This is a genomic window from Rhodospirillales bacterium, from assembly GCA_016699855.1.
Taxonomy (GTDB): Bacteria; Pseudomonadota; Alphaproteobacteria; order Reyranellales; family Reyranellaceae.
Genome location: CP064988.1, coordinates 1465638 through 1483862, shown reverse-complemented (window position 1 = coordinate 1483862; position 18225 = coordinate 1465638). Strand labels below are relative to the sequence as shown.

Below are 18225 nucleotides of genomic sequence, written 5' to 3'. Positions count from 1 at the left end.
AATGGTGGCCGTCCCGCACTGCAAGACCGGCGTCGCGTCAACGCTTACCGGCTTCGTTCCCTCCCGGCAGCGCATCGGTGTTGCATCGTGACCTGCGACCGCCGATTGGGAGATCGCCGCCACGGATTCGGTGTGCGCCGAGACATGGTTCCGCGAGGGCAGTTGCTCCGACGAGGGCCGCTTCCCTGGGCCAGCGTCTTGTCCAGGCCCCACGCTCCGATGCCAAAAGCCCCAGACGACGTAGGCGGTCGTGGTCCATCGCTGGTCTGGCTCTCACAACGGCCATGCCGACGATCAGGCTCGCGCGAGGTCCCGCCCGGACGGACCCGGGGCCGCCGCCATTCCTGCGACCCGCACAAACGCGGTGATGCCGACCGCAATCGCACCAATGACGGAGAAGGTGATCTGCCATCCTTCGGACGGCATCAGGTGCTTCACGATGCCATGCGTGGCATGGAACCCCGCAATCGTCGCCGGTGCGACGAAGGCGATGGCCACGATCAGCTTCAGCCACATCGGTCGGACGAATGTGAACAGCAGGTGGCCGGCTGCTAGCGTGAGGGCGGCGGCGGCGGCGCCGACGAGAACCGCGCCGGGAATGCCGGCGCCGGTGCCGTGGGCCCACGCCCCGGCGGTCACGCCGACAAAAGCCGGCAGCGCAAAGACGGCTAGCGTGAACAGCAGCCAGCAAAGCAGGCCGATGGCCGCGAGGGACGCGAGTATAGCGAGGATGATCATGGTGGTGGTCTCCGTGAGAAAAAGTCTGACGGTCGCGCCTCCACCACCACCACGGCGCGCTCGAACTATAGCTGAAAATCGACTGCGCCGGGAGCGGAAATCGCGTGCGACTTCCGCGCGGCGGTGCCGGTTCGCCCGGGTTATGGGGCGAAGGGATCAATCTCATGGATGATGGCGGCGATGTCGCCGTCGTATTCGCTGGCGGGCGTCACCGAGAGGGTGCCGTCGCCGGCCTGGAAGATGATGATGGCGGCCATCAGGGTGGTGGCGAGGCTGAAGGCGAAGGCGTGCGCGTCGTTGAGGGACATCGATCCGGCTCCTGTTTGAGCGGAGGACCATCCCCCGCTGACAGGCGCCCGAAGTGTCGGGCTGAGCGCTGCAATCACCGCGCAGGCGCAGCCGCAGCGGCGGCATGCTCGCATAGCCGACCCTTCACGGGTTGATGGCGTCAGGCGATCAGTCTGACCAAGGATCAGCGCAGATAAGCGGGGGTGGTGCTGCTAGTGGGAGCTTGATCAGGAAAGCCGACGCATCCGATGTGGCAGCTTGCGAACCAAACCCTGTCGCTGAAAATGCCGCGTACCAAACTGCAAAGGTGGACGAGGTACTTGAATAAAGTGCCGCGTCGCGCATGATTACTGCATGATTGAAACCGACCGCCTCATACTGAACAAGCCGTCGCTTATCGACTTCGATGAGAGTTACGCGATGAGCAGCGATGCTGCGGTCACGGAATTCATCGGCGGGAAGCCTGCGAGCCGAGAAGATGCTTGGAACAAGCTCCTTCGCAACATTGGTCATTGGAAAACCTTCGAGTTCGGCATCTTCACGGTCCGAGAGAAGGAGAGCGGTGGCTTTGTCGGGGAAGTGGGCCTCGCGCACTTTGCGCGAGGTTTAGGCGAGAGCTTTGATCCTTTTCCAGAGGCGGCGTGGGTGTTGGCCACCAGCGGGCATGGAAAGGGATATGGCGCCGAGGCTGTCGTTGCCGCTCACGATTGGATGACGCAAACACATCAGCCGGTGCGCACCGTCTGCATCATCCACCCCGGCAACGCGGCTTCGATGCGTCTAGCGGCAAAGCTGGGCTATGCCAGCTTTGGGGAAGCTCAATACCGGGGCGCATCGCCCATTATGTTCGAGCGCAGCTAGCTCCCCGCTTCGTCAGCTTTTCCCCATCGCGTTCCTGAAGGCCATCAGGGGGTCGCGTTGCGCCAATCGTTGGCCTCGCGATTGAGGACGGCGCTCACCCGCCGCCGAACTTCCAGACCGGGATGCCGAGCTTCCTGGCCTTGTCGGCGAGGTTGTCGTTGATGCCGGTGCCGGGGAAGTGCATCACGCCCTTGGGCAGGATTTCCAGCATCTCGTCATTGCGCTTGAAGGGCGCTGCGCGGCCGTGCTTCGTCCAGTCGGGAGCGAAGCCGATTTGCGGCACGTTGCGGTTCGTGGCCCAGAGCGAGGCGATCTTCTCGGCGCCTTTCGGCGATTTGCCGTGCATCAGCACCATGTCCGGGTGCTTTTCGTGTACCTGATCGAGCTTCGCCCAGATCAGCCTGTGATCGTCGAAGTCGAGACCGCCGGTCACGAGGATCTTTGGACCAGGCGGAACAAGGATCGTCTGCTCGGCGCGCCGCTTCGCTGCCAGGAAGTCGCGGCTGTCGATCATCGCCGAGGTGAGATTGCGGTGGTTGACCCTTGATCCGCTGCGCGGAAGCCAGGTCTTGCCGGCGTGGCGTTCGTAGTGTTCGGCGGCCTGGTCGCGCATCAGCTCGAAGGCGTTCTGGCGTTCGATCAGGGTCTGCCCCTCGGCGATATGGCGCTCGAGTTCGACGGCCTTCACCTCGCTGCCGTCCTGTTCACGCTGCCCGCGGCGTTGCGCCTGCTCGTTGTCGTCGAGTTCGCGCGCGATCCGGTCGGTGGCGCGGTGGAAGACGTTGACCGTCGACCAGAGGAGATCGTTGAGGTCGGGTTCGAGGCGAGTGTCCTCCAGCGTTCCGATCAGGGCGTCGAAGATGTCGGCGATGGCGCCTGCGACCGCATTGCCGTCCGGGAGGAGTCGCTGGTCGGGTTCATCCTCGAAGGGACGGTAGCCGTGGAGCTGAAGCTCGGTGAGGACATGGTCGGTCGGTGATGAGGCGTGATGCGGTTCGAAGTCGTCGTGCTCGCTCATGGGATGCTCCGTCGGTTGGACCGCGACCGTCGCGGCCTTCATGGCGACGAAAGCCGGCGGGCGGGCCGGCCCTGCACCCGGAGCGCAGTGCAGGGCCGCAGCGTCAGCGGAGGATGGCGAAGGCCGGCGATTTTGTTTCGCGATGGAAAGGCGCGGCACGCGCCGCCGGAAAATCGTCGGCCGCAGCCATTGTCGGGCGGGCCCGTTTGCTGGCCGATCGCCCTCTCGAAGGCCGGGGCGCGGTCCCCCTCCGATGGTTGGTGCATCCGCGCGAGCACGACGACTACGCACCGCCATGCCGCTCTCGCGTGCCGGGCTGTGCCGCCAGCGCCATGAACTTTGCGACGTCCTGAGGTGCGACCTGCATCCGCGACTGCTGCCGGAGATGCTCGATGCCCAGGGTACGGAGATCCTCGTTGAAGTCGCCGAGCGCCGGCGAGATGACGATCGCCTCGATCCCGACGACGTTGGCCCGTTCGATCAGGCTGTCACGCGCACCGTCGCCGGCCGGATCATTGTCGCGCATGATGTAGAGCCGTCGCAGCGTATCGGGGAACAGGATGGCGGCGAGATGTGCTGCCGAGAGCGCCGCCAGCATCGGCATGTCGGGAAGCACCTGTCTGAGCGACAGTACGGTCTCGATGCCTTCGCCGGCCGCCATCACTTCGCCACCGATGCCGAAGCGCACCGCGTTGCCGAGCAGGTCGCCCAAGGCTCGCCTCGGCGTATCGATCGGCGCCTTGTCCCGTGATCGGGGATCGAGCCAGGTTCGGTGTGCGCCCGTGATCTTCCCGTCGAGATCCGTGACGAGGGCGATCATCGCCGGCCATGTCTCGGTCGGCGCATGCTCGTCGGGCCGATAGTAGCAGCGTGGATGAAAGCGAAGGCTTCCGGTTCCGCGTAAATCCGTAATGCCGCGTTCCCGTAAATACGCTTGCACGATTGTGCCCGTTATCGGCTGCGACATGCCGATGAGACGCCGCGCCGCTTCCGGCGAGCCGCTCGGCGCGGAGCTGCGACGCTCATGCGATCGTGGCTCCGGTTCCGGCGGCGGCATGCTGAGAAAGGCCCGTGCCTCGTCGGCCACGTCCTTGAAGTCGATCAGGCCGCAGCTTTCACGAATGACGTCGAGGAGATCGCCGTGTTCGCCAGTGGCGGCGTCGGTCCATTTGCCTGCAACGCCTTTCGGTGAGTCCTTGAGCCGGACATACATCGAGCGGCCGGGCGTGTTGCGCACGTCACCGACCAGCCAGTACCGGCCCTCGCGACGTCCGCTCGAAAGGTAGTGGCGACACACCGCCTCGGCCTGCCGGGCGAGACTGTGCGCGAGATCGGAGGCGTCCTGCCGGGCCATTACGCAGCCTCCCGCTCTGAGATGCGCGCGACGGGGAAGCTGTCGAGCAGCTTGGTGAGGATGGCGGGCCCTGATGCATCGACGGGCACGAAGAAGCGCAGCTTCCACGAGATGATCTCGCTGAAGAGGCCATAGGCCTTCAGCCGATCGCGCATCGCATCGGTGAAGCCCGACAGCTCGATGCGGTTGGTCCCCATCACGCGGGCGCGGCGCAACTGCATGCCCTCGGGGAGGTCGAGGATCGTGGTGCCGTCGATCAGCGCCGTGAAGGCGGCATCCGGCGCCAGGGTGCCGGCGCCCATGGTGCTCGCGTTAGCGGCCCAGGCGGGCGACACGCGGCGACCAATGACGCGCTCGCCGGCATCGGTCTGGAGCCGATAGACCCGCGTCGATTCGTTGGGCAACCGCTTCCAGATCGGTAGCAAGAGGCCGGCGACGATGTGGATGGTGCTGTCGGAGAACTCCGGCACCTCGTTCAGCTCCGCCCACCACGCAGAGGCGAAGGCGTCGCGATCGGCCTCCTCCCAATGGCTCTCATCCATCATGCGCAGCGGCGCATAGTTCTGCTCCATCGGCCGGATCAGGCAGACGCGGCGTTCGATCTCGCCGTCGTCGAGCATCATCGACGGTGCGGGAACCTGCACGGCGGCGCGGCCGGAGCGCCCGTCGACTAAGAGCCGGGCCCGGGGATCGGAAAGCTGGCCGAGCACATCGGCCAAGGCCGTCGGCCGATTGCGCTCGCGCCGCGTGATGGTGAGCAGCCGCGTCTCGGCGCCGGTGCCCGGATGCGTGTGGATCACCTGGTTGTCGGTGACGATGAAGCTCTCGGCCTGCAGCGTCTCCAATCCGATATCATAGACGCCGCTCCTGATCGCGCCCTCGATCTTGGCGGTGAGGAGCTGCTCGAACGCCGTGAAGAGCACGCCCTGCAGATCGATGGTCAGCGCCAGGAGCCTGTTGAGGAAGGTGGTGATCGGCGGCAGCTCGTCCTTGATGCTGTTGTCGTCCATCAGCTTCAGGCCGGTGGCGGTCTCGAAGCGGTCGAGCGAGCAACCCTCGACCTTGCCGCGCACCAGCAGGAGATAGAGCTGGCGGAGCGCGTCGCGCGCATAGTGCGATTCCAGATTGTCTTCGGGCCGGAAGAGACCTTGGCCGCCGGTCTGCCGCTGGCCGCGGGTGATGGCGCCCAGCGTGTCGAGCCGGCGCGCGATGGTCGAGAGGAAGCGCTTCTCGGCTTTCACGTCGGTGGCGATCGGCCGGAAGAGCGGCGGTTGCGCCTGGTTCGTCCGGTTGGTGCGGCCCAGGCCCTGGATGGCGGCATCGGCCTTCCAGCCCGGCTCGAGCAGATAGTGGACGCGCAGGCGCTGGTTCCGCGCCGCCAGATCGGCATGGTAGCTGCGCCCGGTGCCGCCCGCGTCCGAAAACACGAGCACGCGCTTCTGATCGTCCATGAACGCGGCGGCTTCTGCGAGATTGGCGGACGCGGCGCGGTTCTCGACTGCAAAGCGCTCGCCCTTGCGCACCACGCGGCGCGAGCGGCCCGTTACCTCGGCTACCATGTCGGTGCCGAAGCGCTGGACGATCTGGTCGAGCGCGCCGGGCACGGGCGTCAGCGAGGCGAGCCGTTCGATCAGCTCGTCGCGCCGGGCGGCGGCTTCGCGGCTTTCGACGGGCTGGCCGTCGCGAAAGACGGGCCGCGATGAAAGATTGCCCTCGCTGTCGGTGAACGGCTCGTAGAGCTGCACTGGGAAAGAATGCGCGAGGTAGTCCAGGACATACTCCCTGGGCGTGATGTCCACGCGGACGTCGTTCCATTCCTCGGTGGGGATCTCGGCAAGACGCCGTTCCATCAGCGCTTCGCCGGTCGAGACAATCTGAATCACAGCCGAATGGCCCTCGGCCAGGTCCTGCTCGATCGAGCGGACCAGTGTCGGGGTCTTCATGCTGGTCAGCAGATGGCCGAAGAACCGCTGCTTCGCGGACTCGAACGCCGAGCGCGCGGCCGACTTCGCCTGCCGGTTCAGCGTGCCGCTGTCGCCGGTGATATTGGCGGCCTGCATCGCCGCGTCGAGGTGATTGTGGATGATCGCGAAAGCGCCGGCATAGGCATCGTAGATGCGGGTCTGCTCGGGGGTGAGCTGGTGTTCCAGCAACTCATATTCGACGCCGTCATAGGAGAGCGAGCGGGAGGTATAGAGGCCAAGCGAGCGCAAATCGCGGGCCAGCACTTCCATGGCCGCGACGCCGCCATTCTCGACCGCCTCGACGAATTCCGCACGGTTGGCGAACGGGAAATCCTCGCCGCCCCACAGGCCGAGCCGCTGGGCATAGGCGAGATTGTGGACGGTCGTGGCGCCGGTTGCTGACACGTACACGATGCGCGCGTTCGGCAGGGCGTGCTGGAGGCGCAAGCCCGCACGGCCCTGCTGTGAGGGGGCGACATCGCCCCGTTCTCCCTTGCCGCCACCGGCGTTCTGCATGGCGTGGCTTTCGTCGAAAATGATCACTCCGTCGAAATCGGAGCCCAACCATTCGACGATCTGCTTGACCCGCGAAAGCTTCTCGCCGCGGTCGTCGGACCGTAGCGTGGCATAGGTGGTGAAAAGGACGCCTTCCGCGAGACGGATCGCGGTGCCTTGCGGGAACCGCGACAGCGGTGTGACCAGCAGCCGCTCCATGCCGAGCGCGGACCAGTCGCGCTGGGCGTCCTCGAGCAGCTTGTCGGACTTGGAGATCCAGACGGCCTTGCGCCGGCCCTGGAGCCAGTTGTCGAGGATAATCCCGGCCGACTGGCGGCCCTTGCCGGCGCCTGTGCCATCGCCGAGCATGAAGCCCTTGCGGAAGCGGATGGCGTTTGCCGTGTCGTCCGGCGCGGCCGAGACGAGATAGCCAGTCTCGTCGACGGTCCATGCCCCGGCGAGGTATTCGCTGTGGGCCTCGCCGGCATAGATCACCGTCTCGAGCTGGGCGTCGGACAGCACGCCGTCGCTGACGATGTGGGTGGGGAGCAGCGGCCGGTAGCTCGGCATGGGCGGAGCGACCGACGCCATCGCGGCCGATTGCACGAGCTTGGTCGGATGCGCCTGCGCGCCGGGATGCGGACCGACTGGAGCGCATAGGTCTCGTAGATCGAGTCCGACAGGCGACCGCCCTCCGGCGGCGTCCAGTCGATCGTCTCATAATCGAGGGGCACACCTTCGGGCCGGGCCATGCGGCGCGCAGGGGCTACGGACGCGGCCCGGGGGAGATAGCCGCGCACGGTGCGTGGCGCGCCAGGCGCGTCGGCGATCGTCTTCGGGAGCGATACCGGCAACCGGGCCGGAACCCGCTGGTCGATCCATGCGAGCAGCGTCGCAACATCGGGTGCGAGGCCGGGAGAGTCCGGAAAGCGGGTGGCGTCCTCGGCCGGCGCCTTGTCGATGACGGTCAGACGCGTGTCGATGGTCGTGCCATGTTTGGCATAGACCGCGCCCGCGACGGCGGCGGTAAACACGACGCGCCCGCGCTCCTGCAGGCGGATGAAGGCGTCGCGCCAGGCGAGCGCATCTGCTGAGAAGTTCGCGCCAGTGATCGCGACCAGGCGGCCGCCATCGGCGAGACGTGCCAGCGCCGAGGCGACATGGCGATAGGCGGCGTCTGCGACGCGTCCGGTGACGTTCGCCATCACCGAGAATGGTGGGTTCATGAGGATGACGCTGGGAACGGCCGTCCGATCAAGGTGATCGTCGATCTGGGCGGCGTCGAAGCGCGTAACCGGGATGGCCGGAAAGAGGGAGGTGAGGAGGTCGGCGCGGGTCTCGGCAAGCTCATTCAGGATGAGCGCGGAGTCGGCGATCTCGGCGAGGATCGCAAGCAGGCCGGTGCCGGCCGAAGGCTCCAGCACGCGGTCGGTCGGAGTCAGCGATGCCGCGGTCAGCGCGGCGAGACCGAGCGGGACCGGCGTCGAGAATTGCTGGAAAGCCTGCGCTTCCTCGGAGCGCCGCGTGTGCGTCGGCAGAAGGCGGACGATCTTGGTCAGCGAGGAAAGTCGTGAAGCCGGCGAAGCGGCTTTGCGGAAAAGCGCCTTTCCGTATTTGCGCAGGAACAGGACAGTCGCGACCTCGCAAGCGTCATAGGCCGTCTTCCAGTCCCACGCGCCGGCAGCGTCGGACCCGCCGAAGGCCGCCTCCATGGCGGCGCGTAGCGTCGTGGAATCGACCGCTCGGCCCTGTTCGAGATGAGGGATGAGGTGCTCGGCGGCCGCCAGCACGGCGGAGGCCGGCGGCGTCGCGGGCACGAGCGGGAGCGAGACTGCCGGGGCGGCAGCCGGAAGCGGAGCGTGAAGCATGGAGAAGACCTCGAAAGAGCAGAGACGGACGAGCCCGCCCGGCGCTCTCTCTCGACCGGACGGGCTCAAACCTGTCCCGGCCAACCTCTCGCTCTGGCGCGGGCCGGGCCCGGCTCATCGCGCCGCCTTCCGGCCGCGGCGATCCGGCGCTAAACTTTCCTGGGAAAAGAAGCCGCGGCGCCTCAGCTCACTGGAGTTCGCCGTGCCGGGTGAGAAAGAGGCAGGCGAGATGAAGGGAAGCGCGATCGGCATCATTGCGGCGGGGTGCCTGGCGGTCGGGTTCGGCACGGGGTTCATCCTCCGGCCGGTGATTGCGCCGGTGTCCGCGTCGCCGACTGTCGCGGTCGGGGTCGCGCAGCCGACGGAGGACGAGGCGACAGCGGCGGTTCAGCGTCACCGCCTGTTCACGGGACCTTTGACCAATGCGACGTTGAAGCTCGGCGACTGTTCGCCGGGTGGCGTCGGCCCCGGCGTGACCTGCATGACGCAGATCGTAGTGGATTCGACGAAGCCGAACGCGACGCCGCAGAACCGGCCGATCGGCTTCGCGCGCGTCAACGGGCAGTGGGAGGTCGCGGTGTGGTAGCGATCGACGGCGAGATCGACCGCGGCTTGGCGCAGGTGTTCTTCGCCAATGGCGAGGGCTTCCTGCCGCAGAATGATCCGTCTGATGCGAGGGACGGACGCGAGACCTGCTACGCGACCGGCATCGCGGCCGAGCTGGCGCTGAAGGCATTCCTGCTCACCCAGGGTTGGACTGACGATCGGTGCCGGCGTGAGATCCGTCATGATCTGGAGAAGGCCCTGGCGTGTGCGCAGGCGGCGGGGCTGGAAAAGGTGCCGAGCGAGCTGGGCTATGTGATCGGCGTCTTGAACGCGTACTATCCGAACCACGCGTTCGACCGTTTCGCGGCGCCGGCCGGCGACGAGGCGTTTCCGACAAGGGCCCGCTCGGTGATCGCGGATCTGTTCGATCGGGTGCGGCCCTATGTCGAGGTTGCGGGCGGGCGATAGATCTCGAACGGATCGCCGTCGGCAAGATGTTCGGCAAGCCAGCGCCCGCTGTTCATCCAGTCGATAGTCCGGCCCGTGGCCAGGTCGAGCACATGGGCTCCGCCAGAGAAGCCGTCGACGACAGGGTTCGAGGCGATGCCGGCACATTGGAATCCCCATCGCCCCGTCAGCGCGAAGGCTTCGGCGCATCGCGCAACGAAGGTGATCAAAAGCTGCGGATCGGCGCTGCCGGGATCGCGAAGCCAGAGGCGGGCCGCGCCATGCTCGGGCGTCAGCGAGAGCAAGAACGGCTCGGCCGGCGGGTCTTCGCGATCGTTCTCGGCCATGAGCGCCGCGTAGATGTCGAACGCGCGCGGGCGTTGGCGGCGGTGCCGACATCCAGCAGGCAGGAGAAGCGGGTGAGATAGTCGGTCATGTCGGGCTCCTGAAACGAAAAAAGCCCGGCGCTCGGCCGGGCTTGGACTGGGAATGGGATGGCGGCGGCTAGTAGCCGAACTGCCCGGACGGCCACGACTGGCCGTCATCGGCGGCGCGCACCGCGTCGTCGAGATAGGCGGGGTCGCCCTCGACAACGGTGGGGTCGCGCACCGGTGTTTCGTCGATGATCGTCACGCGACCGACCAGGTCGTCCTCGACCTCGACATGCACGGGAACGAGGAACTGAAAGACGACGCGGCGGGGCGTCGGGCTAGATTGCGACATGGCGCACCTCCTTGCGTTGGAGGAAGGGGCGGAGCGGCCGAAGCCGCTCCGCGGGTGCGCTCACTCGGCCGCAACGAGGTGGCGTTCCTCGTCTTCGCCATCGGCCGTGGTCTCCTCGTCGTCGCCCGTGAGGAAGTCGGGCAGCGCAGTCCCTTCGTCCTCGCCGCTCGCCGAGGTGTCCGGCGTGGCCGCCTCGAGCTCAGCGACCAGCCGCAGCGGTTCCGGCAACCAGCCGGTGTCGGCCAGCAGGCGTTCGGCCTCCTTTGCCATGTCGCCCTTCTTCAGGTGGTCGATGAGTTGCGCGGCCTGCTCGCCGGCGCCCTCGCGGACTGCCTGAAGGATGCGAGGCTTGGTGACGCGGCCGAGGTAGTTGCCGACGGTCGGACGCCAGCCGACGTCCACCATGTCGAGGCCGGTGGCGCGGGCCAGTCGGTCGGCTTGGCCGAGCCGCATGTCGAGGCCATGTTGCGAGACGCCGTTGCCGCCATAGGGGTTGGGCTTCTCGTAGAGCGCATTGACGCCGTAGCTCACGCAATGGGCCAGCAGCGCCATCCGGCTCGCATCGTCGAGCGCCGCCAGCCAGTCCCACAGCGCGTCGTCCTCGGCGGGAATGTCGCCCGCCCAGCCTTCGTGGCGCTCATGCACTGCGCGCGCCGACGGGCTGTCCTTCAACGCATCGTCCTGCACCGGGAAGAAGACGTGACTGACGGAGGCCTCCATAGCGCCCTTGTACATGCGATGCTGGAAGGTGTCGGAGACCAACTTGTGCAGGAGCGCGGTCATCGCGACATGCGGATTGTCGGCCAGCGCATTCCGCAGTGCCAGCGTGCGATGGGCCGACAGCTCGGTGACGAGGCGATCGGGCAGCGGCTTGATCGCATCGTCCTCGTCGTCCTCCGGCTCGGTGGGCTGGCCGCCGATCGTGATGACGGCGCGCTGCACGATCGGTTCCACCGGCTCGCCGCCGGCTTCCAAGCCAGTCTCGCCCTCGGAGGCGATCGGCGCTTCGTCCTCGGCCCGGACATAGCCGCGATCGATGTCGAGGCTGCCGTCATGGGCGATGCTGATGAACACACCCGCACGGCCGATATCATCGATCTCGTAGCGGACCGGCCGCGCCTCGAGGGCGGCGAGCGCCGTCTCGATCTCGCCGAGCCGCTGATCGACCTCGTCCGGCAACTCGTCGGCATCTTCATATTCGGCCTCGAGCTTCTGGTACTCGGCGTTGAGTGCCTCGATCGTCGCCTGCTCCTCGGCGGTCAGGTCGAGCGGTTCGCCCTGCAGTTGGCGCAAGCCACGCGCGACGTCATAAGGGAAGCTGACCGCGACTTCGATCCACTTCCAGCCCTCGGCGGTGATCGTCTCAGCACTGGCCTTGAGCTTCTCAGCCACCAGGCGATCCAACAACGCCGGGTCCTGCAACCAGCCGCCATCGTCAGACTGAAACAGACCGCGCATGACAATGCCGCCAGCGGCCTCATAGGCGTCGAGGCCGACAAAGGCGGCGCGCTTGTCGGAGGCGCGCACCGTGGTTTCCGTGAGCATGCGCCGGATCTGGTACGGCTCTTTCGACCAAGCGTCCTTAATCGCATCCCAGACCTGGTCCTGGCGGGCGTGGTCGTTCGACACGGAGAAGGCCATGAGCTGCTCCAGCGTCATGCCATCCTCGGCATAGACGTCGAGCAACGCCGGCGAGACGGATGCCAGCCGGAGCCGCTGTTTCACAACGGTGACCTGCACGAAGAATGCGGCCGCGATCTCCTCCTCGGTCATGCCCTTGTCCCGCATGTCCTGGAAGGCGCGAAACTGATCGAGCGGATGGAGCGGGGCGCGCTCGATATTCTCAGCCAGCGACACCTCTTCGGGAAGGATCGCGCCGTCACGGTCGCGGACTACGCACGGCACGGGCGCGACCTTGGCGAGGCGCTTTTGCTTCACCAGCATCTCCAGCGCGCGGAAGCGGCGGCCGCCGGCGGGGACCTCGAACATGCCGGTCTCAACGCCCTCGGCGTCGATCACCGGGAAGACGCTGAGACTCTGGATCAGGCCGCGCCGCGCGATCGAGGCCGCCAGGTCTTCGATCGAGACGCCGGCCTTCACGCGCCGGACGTTGGACTGGCTGAGCACCAGCTTGTTGAAGGGAATGTCGCGCGAGGACGACAGGACGATCTTCTGAACAGCAGTAGCCATCGGGATTTACTCCGCGACGGGCGGCCGAAAGACTCTCTCTCGACCTCCAACCCGTCGCGGAGCGAAGCGCCGCCCTCTTCCTCTAAAGGGGGCAGCGCCACGGACCGACAAACCGGAGAGACACGGAAGCGCAAAGCCGGAGACACGGAAAACCGCATCCCCGGCTTCGCGGAAATCAGGCGGCTCGATCGAGCAGCTTCTTCGCCTTGGCCTCCATGTCGAGACGGGCGTCCTGATGCGGCTTGTCGCGCGCGACGGCGGTGATGCCCTGCACGAAATCGAAGATGGACTCCGGCGGGCGGCCTTCCTCGGCCAGCACCGTGTCGATGATCTTGCCGGTCTCGGCCTTCGAGAAACCGCGCCGGCGCAGGAAGTCGGTGCGGTCTTCGTTCGTCCTGGCGACGATCCGCTCGCGGGCGGCCTTGATGCCGTTGACGAAAGGCAAGGGCGAGGAGTTGGCGAAGTTCGACAGTGCCGGGGCCGCCTCGTGCGCGAAGCGATTGGCCGCATATTTGGAGTGGCGGATGGTGATTTCTTCGAAATCCTCCACGCCCCACAAATTCCGATTTTGGCAGACCGCGCGGAGATAGAAGCTCGCCATACCAAGCGTCTTGGCGCCGACCTCGGAGTTCCAGCAATAGAAGCCGCGGAAGTAGAGATCCGGCGAGCCGTCCGGAAGACGGCCGGCCTCAATCGGGTTGAGGTCATCGACGAGGAAGAGGAAGACATCGCGATCAGAGGCATAGAGCGTCGTGGTGTCCTTGGTGATGTCGACGCGCGGATTGTAGATCCCGGTCGACCAGTCGAGCACACCCGGCACCTTCCAGCGGGTGTCGCCCGTGCCGTTGCCGGCGATGCGCTGCACGGCTTCCACCAATTCTGCGTCGAAGATCCTCCCGTAATCCGGGCCGGTGACGGCGCGCAGTTCCATGCGGCCGTCGTCGGTTTCCAGCGTCTTGATCTGCTCGGCGCGATTGGAAGTCAGGCCATATTGCAAATTGATGGCGGCGAGCGCGGCCGGGAGCTGGCGTAGGTAGGCGGCGGGTGCGCCGACAAGGCCGGCGAGTTGGCCGAAGGACCAGTGTGTCGGCGCGATTGCCGCGTCCGTGCCCGGCAGGATCAACGCCAGCCGCTCCGGGTCATTGCGGTTTGCCTCCACATGGATGAGCGCGCTTTCCACGACCCGCGTCCGGCTACGATCGGCGCGGTCGCGGACCGATCCGGCCAACTCGGACAGAGAGAGGTATCGCTCGTCGGCTGGGCGCGAGAACCATTCCGACGAGACGCGGCCGATCCGCTCGCCGCGGCTGACGTCCACCTTGTAACCGCCGGTCGTGTCACGGCGCGCGTCGAGAACTGAAACTTGGGTCATGGGACCAATCTCCATGACGGGCACCGGAGACCTCTTCTCCAGTCCTCAACCCGTCACGGAAATCGGTCCGCACTCTCACTCTAGGGGCGTTGCGGGGCCTCCCGCAGAAGGGGTCGGCCGAGACGTAAGGCTCGGGAGCAGGGGAAGGCTTTCCCCTCCCGGTGTCTCAAGTTTTCGAAGGCTCGGCGCGAAGAATGAGTGCGGACGAACGGAGGCCCAATCTGCTACGAGTAGCCGTGCCATTTCGCGATGAAGGACGATTACTCTCGGCCCATCCGCTAGTCTAACGGCCGGGGAGGATTGTCATGGATTTCGAGGATCTCGTTGCGGCGCTGTCGCCGCCACCAAACCGGATCGGAAAATCCGACGGCGAACAGGAGCACCATCTTTATGAAGGCGCGGTCATGGTCGCCTATGCCATGCATCTGTTGCGGACGCGGGATACCCGACACGTCCGTGTTCACCCCGATGGAGAGCACGGCAAGCAATTCGACTTCGCGGCCTGGCTGCATCGACGCGAGTTCATCAAGATCTCCAGCGTCGGCACCACCAGTTATGGCGGCACGTACCGGAACGCTGCGGGCCAGCAGATCACCGTCAATCCAAAGTCGGGACTGGGTGATGTGGTCGCAGAGGTCGGCAACCACGTCATCTCTGCTGAATGCAAGGGCGGGATCATCAACACGAGGCATTCGGGCCAGGTGTCTCGGCTCTACAAGGGTTTGTGCGAGACGGTCGGCATGCTGATGGCGACACCGTCGCAAGGACGGCAGGTGGCCGTCGTGCCTTTCACGGAAGGCACCTTGCGTCTGGCGGAACGACTGGCGCCGCGTTGCGCGCTGGCCGGCATCGAGATCGCCCTGGTGGGAAGCCGCGGCGAAGTCAGGGATGTGCGGCCGGCCCCGGTCGCGGGGTGAGATTATGGGGCGCGGCGCATCGTCGGGCGAGACTACAACAACGAAGGGTGAGAGTTGATGAAGCGCGTGCTGACGGTCGGGGTCACATATACCGGCGAGAAGATCGAAGGTGTCGAGATTGAAAATCTCGGGCTCTGCCAGGCGGGCGTAGACAAGGCGCGCGCGGCGTTTCCGCTCTACGAGTACGATACGATCATCATCAATCCGCAGAGCTATTCTCATTTCCTGTTCGGCGCGGAGGGAGTTCTCGAACGAGCCCAATGAGCTGGGGAAGCTCAAGCGCCAGAATGACAGCTACGACATCGATTCCGCCTTCCTGGCTGACGATCGGGAAAAGGAGATGGAGGCGGCGATCGCGGCCGGTGCCACCGTGGTCTGGTGCCTATCGGAGCCAAAGCGGATGAACTTCTTCGGCTATCGCGAAACCCATCTGGGCTACGCCGCACCGAAGGTCGCCGGGCTTGTGAAGCGTTCGGACCTGCTGGTGAAGAAGGGGCGGCGGATGGGCGCGATCGATCACGACAGCCCGTTCGTGCGCTATTTCGATGTCCTGTCGAAGACGGGCTGGACCTTGTGCCTGTCGGACCCGGCCGAGGGGATAACTTCGATCGCGTCGACGCCGGAGGGCTATAGCCTCGGCGGGCGCGTGGCGCTTGGAACGACGGCCGGATGGCTGTTGACGCCGCCGACGTCGCCGGACGCCGAGAACCAACTGGTCCGGGACAGCCTGACGCTGGAAAAGGCAGACCCGGCGCACGAGAAATATCACGGGATTTTCCTGAGCCATACCGGCGTCGACAAGCCGTTCGTGCGTCGCCTGCGAACCGACTTGCTCGCGCATGGCGTGCCGCGGGTCTGGCTGGACGAAGCCGAAATTGACATTGGTGACTCGCTTATTGCCAAGATCGACGAGGGCATGAAGCTCAGCCGCTACATCGCCGTCGTGCTCTCGACCAAGTCGATCGACGCCCCTTGGGTGAAGAAGGAACTCGACGTGGCCATGAATCGGGAGATCGCGAGCGGCGAGGTTGTCGTGCTGCCGCTGCTCTACGAGCGGTGCGAGCTGCCGGAGTTTCTCAAAGGCAAGATGTACGCCGATTTCTCGAAGCCGGAGGAGTACGAGGCGATGTTGGCGAAGCTCTTGCGCCGACTTCGGATCACCTGATGCGCGACGCGGAGGGAGGCGCTCGGATGCTCGATTTTTCGGGGCTGACCAAAGATGAGGCTAGCGCCGTCGAGATGGCGATATCTCGTGCCGAGAACTTTCACGGCTATATTCCATCATCGAGCCTGGATTTCATCATTCGCAATTACCGCGAGCTCGCTGCGTTGGGCGCGCTGGAGGCGGCATGGCTCGACGCCTACGTCCATGCGTCGCATTTCAACGCGCACGGCCTTTCCGTTCTAAGGGCGGTCTTCGACGCCTGCGACCGCGATCGTCTGCGTTCGCTCAAGCCCTTGGCTGGCGACGCTACGACTGCCCGGCGCTTCACGCTGTTTCGCGGCTGCGCCGGTCCGGCGCACACCATGGGTATGTCGTGGACGTCATCGCTCGACAAGGCGATCTGGTACGCGGCGCACCACGCGGCGTTTTACGATCTTTCCGACTGTGCGGTGTATGTGGTGACGGTTCCAGCCGACGATATCTATTGCCGGCTCGATCACTACGACAACGAGTTCATCGCGTATCCGCAGGGTGCTTGGCAGATAGACGTTCCCAGCGGCGAGTTCCGCCTAGATCGGCCCCGATGAGGCTGGCCAGTGCAGCCTGCGCTGGCCGTGCTTCGCGTTTTCGGATGGCCGGGATGGAGGCCACTAAACTCTGGGCGGCATATGCGCCTTGTCGAGCCGCCGATGGATCAGCGAGACGATGGTCAGAAGGTCTTCCGCGTCCTCCTTCGACATTGACCAGTGGATGCGCGCTTCATGCGCCGTCGGGTTGCGAAACATGCCGAATGTCCCGCGCACAAGGTTAGCGAAACCACTTTGCTCGCTGCGCTCGCTGGCTGTGCTCCGCGGATTGATGGCCAGGAGCGGCGGGTCGCCGGCGAGCACGCGATCGACCAAAGACGCCCCGTCGTCCGTCAGTCCCGTGCGCGTCCGCATTTTGTCCGCCACGCTCTTTACCGCCTCTTGGACGGCATGAAAGTAGTTGTCAGCAAGCAGCTCGGCGCGGCAAAATTTCAGAACGTCCGGATGCACGCCTCGACCCTCGAGGTCGGCTCGAAGGTCACGGGCGCGCCGTTGAGCCTCCGGCAATGTCTGGGCCGCTTCTGCTGATGTGAGATTTCCGGCCTGATCCACGACCATGCCGGCGAATGCCAAGGCCTGATTGAGGAGCTCCCGCATCGGCTCGTACCGATCTGGATCACGGCTATATCGCGCGGGCCTCATTGCCAGCCGAATGAACTCCAGAACGTGCGTGCGATTCTGTTTGGTGTTTTGGCTCTCCACGAAGGCATTGTAGATACGGACACGCTTCGTCCCGGGGCCCGGATCGTTCATCTTGCTGGAGGCGATAAGGTGCTGGATCTCCGGCCCGGTGAGGCCTTGGCCGGTATCGCCCAAGGCGCCGGCGATGGCTTCCAACTGGTCCTGCGAGAAGAACGCCATATCCGGCCTCACTGACCGTAGGCGAGCCGCCGCAGGAAGGTCCTGGCGGTGACGAGAACGACATGCAGGCGGAAGGTGCTGTGGTCTTCATTCGAGAGGCCCGGGTGCGAACCCTCGGTGTGGAGCATCTTGAAGAGGCCGTTGACGTAGTTCTTCCCGTCCTGAGTCCACTCGTTGCGATCCATCGCAAGGAAGCCGATTTCTGCGAGCAAGGCGCGCCGGTTTTCTGAACTCGGCCGCCCGGCCGCTTCCTGCGGTCGCACGTTGCGCGCGATGTCGTCGAACAGGCTTTCCAGGAAAGTCCGGAGCTGGCTGTTACAGGCGGCCCAATCGCCGCGTGTATGCGCTTCGACAGCCTGGTCGAGATGACCAAGAGGGGTTGCGAAGCCGAAGGACTTGAGAAGCTGATGCACCTCGTCGTCCGTCTGGGGGAGCTGGATTTCGCCCGGTAATGCCGCGCGGATGGACGCGTTTCGCCCATAGTCGTCCCACGTCAAAACGTATCCGTCACGCGCAAGGCCCCGTGCGAAGGCCGTTTGCAGAGCATGCGTAGGGTCTTGCTGCGCTAGCTGCGCGGCTTGCCGGATCACCGCCTCGCCCAGGGTCATGCTGCCTTCGAGCGTGTCGAGCACGGCCTCGGCCCGTTGCACGACGATCCGGCCGAGAAAGACACACTTGTTGGCGACGCTGAGGGAGGTGCCGGAGGAAATCTCGTCCTCCAGGCCGAGGCGCAGGACCATCTGGTTGAACCGCGCCTGGCTGTGTTGCTCCAGCAATTCGACGGCCGCGACAAGGGTAGGACGGGTGAAGGGCGCAGATCGCATCGGCGCT

The 18225-nt window shown here is 65.5% G+C and carries 14 protein-coding genes and 3 pseudogenes; 6 read left to right on the top strand and 11 right to left on the bottom strand.

Annotated features, from left to right (window positions below):
* Window positions 1-294 precede the first annotated feature (294 nt).
* Both IPK81_06925 and IPK81_06920 read right to left on the bottom strand, forming a co-directional pair.
* Window positions 295-738, bottom strand: coding sequence for a hypothetical protein (locus IPK81_06925; protein QQS13927.1), 444 nt, complete (start codon window positions 736-738; stop codon window positions 295-297).
* Between the two features lie 140 nt (window positions 739-878).
* The gene (locus IPK81_06920) at window positions 879-1046 is read right to left on the bottom strand and encodes a hypothetical protein (protein QQS13926.1); all 168 of its coding nucleotides are present in this window, start codon (window positions 1044-1046) and stop codon (window positions 879-881) included.
* 334 nt (window positions 1047-1380) lie between these two features.
* Between IPK81_06920 and IPK81_06915 the strand changes: the two genes are divergently transcribed.
* A complete protein-coding gene (locus IPK81_06915) occupies window positions 1381-1887 on the top strand; it encodes a GNAT family N-acetyltransferase (GenBank protein ID QQS13925.1) in 507 nt (168 codons plus the stop codon).
* A gap of 94 nt (window positions 1888-1981) precedes the next feature.
* Here the strand turns inward: IPK81_06915 and IPK81_06910 are convergent, their stop codons facing one another.
* The 3 genes and pseudogenes from IPK81_06910 to IPK81_06900 all read right to left on the bottom strand — a co-directional run bounded on the left by IPK81_06910 (window position 1982) and on the right by IPK81_06900 (window position 8586).
* Entirely contained in the window at window positions 1982-2905 is a 924-nt protein-coding gene (locus IPK81_06910; protein ID QQS13924.1) for a DUF2493 domain-containing protein, read from the bottom strand.
* Between the two features lie 283 nt (window positions 2906-3188).
* On the bottom strand, window positions 3189-4259 hold the full coding sequence (locus IPK81_06905; protein QQS13923.1) for a toprim domain-containing protein: 1071 nt from the start codon (window positions 4257-4259) through the stop codon (window positions 3189-3191).
* Window positions 4259-8586 (bottom strand): annotated as a pseudogene (locus tag IPK81_06900) (strawberry notch family protein). Before IPK81_06900 ends, IPK81_06905 begins: the two are co-directional and overlap by 1 nt.
* Window positions 8587-8815: 229 nt before the next feature.
* Between IPK81_06900 and IPK81_06895 the strand changes: the two are divergent.
* Together IPK81_06895 and IPK81_06890 are read left to right on the top strand one after the other, a co-directional pair.
* Window positions 8816-9172, top strand: a complete 357-nt coding sequence (locus tag IPK81_06895; protein QQS14986.1) for a hypothetical protein — start codon at window positions 8816-8818, stop codon at window positions 9170-9172.
* Window positions 9166-9600, top strand: a complete 435-nt coding sequence (locus IPK81_06890; GenBank protein ID QQS13922.1) for a hypothetical protein — start codon at window positions 9166-9168, stop codon at window positions 9598-9600. The genes IPK81_06895 and IPK81_06890 overlap by 7 nt, the downstream gene beginning before the upstream one ends.
* On the opposite strand, the pseudogene IPK81_06885 reads toward IPK81_06890, so the two are convergent.
* From IPK81_06885 to IPK81_06870, 4 genes and pseudogenes are all read right to left on the bottom strand, one after another.
* Window positions 9573-10015, bottom strand: a pseudogene (locus IPK81_06885) (hypothetical protein). The gene IPK81_06890 and the pseudogene IPK81_06885 sit on opposite strands and share 28 nt — an antisense overlap.
* A 68-nt stretch (window positions 10016-10083) precedes the next feature.
* On the bottom strand, window positions 10084-10302 hold the full coding sequence (locus IPK81_06880; protein QQS13921.1) for a hypothetical protein: 219 nt from the start codon (window positions 10300-10302) through the stop codon (window positions 10084-10086).
* A gap of 60 nt (window positions 10303-10362) precedes the next feature.
* A complete protein-coding gene (locus IPK81_06875) occupies window positions 10363-12492 on the bottom strand; it encodes a ParB N-terminal domain-containing protein (GenBank protein QQS13920.1) in 2130 nt (709 codons plus the stop codon).
* 175 nt (window positions 12493-12667) lie between these two features.
* Window positions 12668-13864 (bottom strand): DUF932 domain-containing protein, encoded by a 1197-nt coding sequence (locus tag IPK81_06870; protein ID QQS13919.1) that lies wholly within the window; start codon window positions 13862-13864, stop codon window positions 12668-12670.
* A 305-nt stretch (window positions 13865-14169) separates the two neighbouring features.
* Here IPK81_06870 and IPK81_06865 point away from each other — a divergent pair, with 305 nt between their 5' ends.
* The 3 genes and pseudogenes from IPK81_06865 to IPK81_06855 all read left to right on the top strand — a co-directional run bounded on the left by IPK81_06865 (window position 14170) and on the right by IPK81_06855 (window position 16533).
* Window positions 14170-14781: a hypothetical protein gene (locus IPK81_06865; protein QQS13918.1), complete on the top strand. Its 612-nt coding sequence runs from the start codon at window positions 14170-14172 to the stop codon at window positions 14779-14781.
* A 57-nt stretch (window positions 14782-14838) separates the two neighbouring features.
* Window positions 14839-15946, top strand: a pseudogene (locus IPK81_06860) (toll/interleukin-1 receptor domain-containing protein).
* Window positions 15946-16533 carry a hypothetical protein gene (locus IPK81_06855; protein QQS13917.1) on the top strand — a complete coding sequence of 196 codons (588 nt, stop codon included), beginning with the start codon at window positions 15946-15948 and terminating at the stop codon, window positions 16531-16533. Before IPK81_06860 ends, IPK81_06855 begins: the two are co-directional and overlap by 1 nt.
* A 63-nt stretch (window positions 16534-16596) precedes the next feature.
* Here IPK81_06855 and IPK81_06850 read toward each other — a convergent pair whose 3' ends face one another.
* Together IPK81_06850 and IPK81_06845 are read right to left on the bottom strand one after the other, a co-directional pair.
* A complete protein-coding gene (locus IPK81_06850) occupies window positions 16597-17394 on the bottom strand; it encodes a TIGR02391 family protein (protein ID QQS13916.1) in 798 nt (265 codons plus the stop codon).
* An 8-nt stretch (window positions 17395-17402) separates the two neighbouring features.
* Window positions 17403-18218 carry a hypothetical protein gene (locus IPK81_06845; protein QQS13915.1) on the bottom strand — a complete coding sequence of 272 codons (816 nt, stop codon included), beginning with the start codon at window positions 18216-18218 and terminating at the stop codon, window positions 17403-17405.
* Window positions 18219-18225: the final 7 nt, after the last annotated feature.

Coding starts and splice junctions, on each gene's coding strand:
- IPK81_06865 (QQS13918.1), top strand. CDS start 14,170: ATGGATTTCGAGGATCTCGTTGCGGCGCTGTCGCCGCCACCAAACCGG.
- IPK81_06925 (QQS13927.1), bottom strand. CDS start 738: ATGATCATCCTCGCTATACTCGCGTCCCTCGCGGCCATCGGCCTGCTT.
- IPK81_06845 (QQS13915.1), bottom strand. CDS start 18,218: ATGCGATCTGCGCCCTTCACCCGTCCTACCCTTGTCGCGGCCGTCGAA.
- IPK81_06915 (QQS13925.1), top strand. CDS start 1,381: ATGATTGAAACCGACCGCCTCATACTGAACAAGCCGTCGCTTATCGAC.
- IPK81_06870 (QQS13919.1), bottom strand. CDS start 13,864: ATGACCCAAGTTTCAGTTCTCGACGCGCGCCGTGACACGACCGGCGGT.
- IPK81_06910 (QQS13924.1), bottom strand. CDS start 2,905: ATGAGCGAGCACGACGACTTCGAACCGCATCACGCCTCATCACCGACC.
- IPK81_06880 (QQS13921.1), bottom strand. CDS start 10,302: ATGTCGCAATCTAGCCCGACGCCCCGCCGCGTCGTCTTTCAGTTCCTC.
- IPK81_06855 (QQS13917.1), top strand. CDS start 15,946: ATGCGCGACGCGGAGGGAGGCGCTCGGATGCTCGATTTTTCGGGGCTG.
- IPK81_06850 (QQS13916.1), bottom strand. CDS start 17,394: ATGGCGTTCTTCTCGCAGGACCAGTTGGAAGCCATCGCCGGCGCCTTG.
- IPK81_06895 (QQS14986.1), top strand. CDS start 8,816: ATGAAGGGAAGCGCGATCGGCATCATTGCGGCGGGGTGCCTGGCGGTC.
- IPK81_06905 (QQS13923.1), bottom strand. CDS start 4,259: ATGGCCCGGCAGGACGCCTCCGATCTCGCGCACAGTCTCGCCCGGCAG.
- IPK81_06875 (QQS13920.1), bottom strand. CDS start 12,492: ATGGCTACTGCTGTTCAGAAGATCGTCCTGTCGTCCTCGCGCGACATT.
- IPK81_06920 (QQS13926.1), bottom strand. CDS start 1,046: ATGTCCCTCAACGACGCGCACGCCTTCGCCTTCAGCCTCGCCACCACC.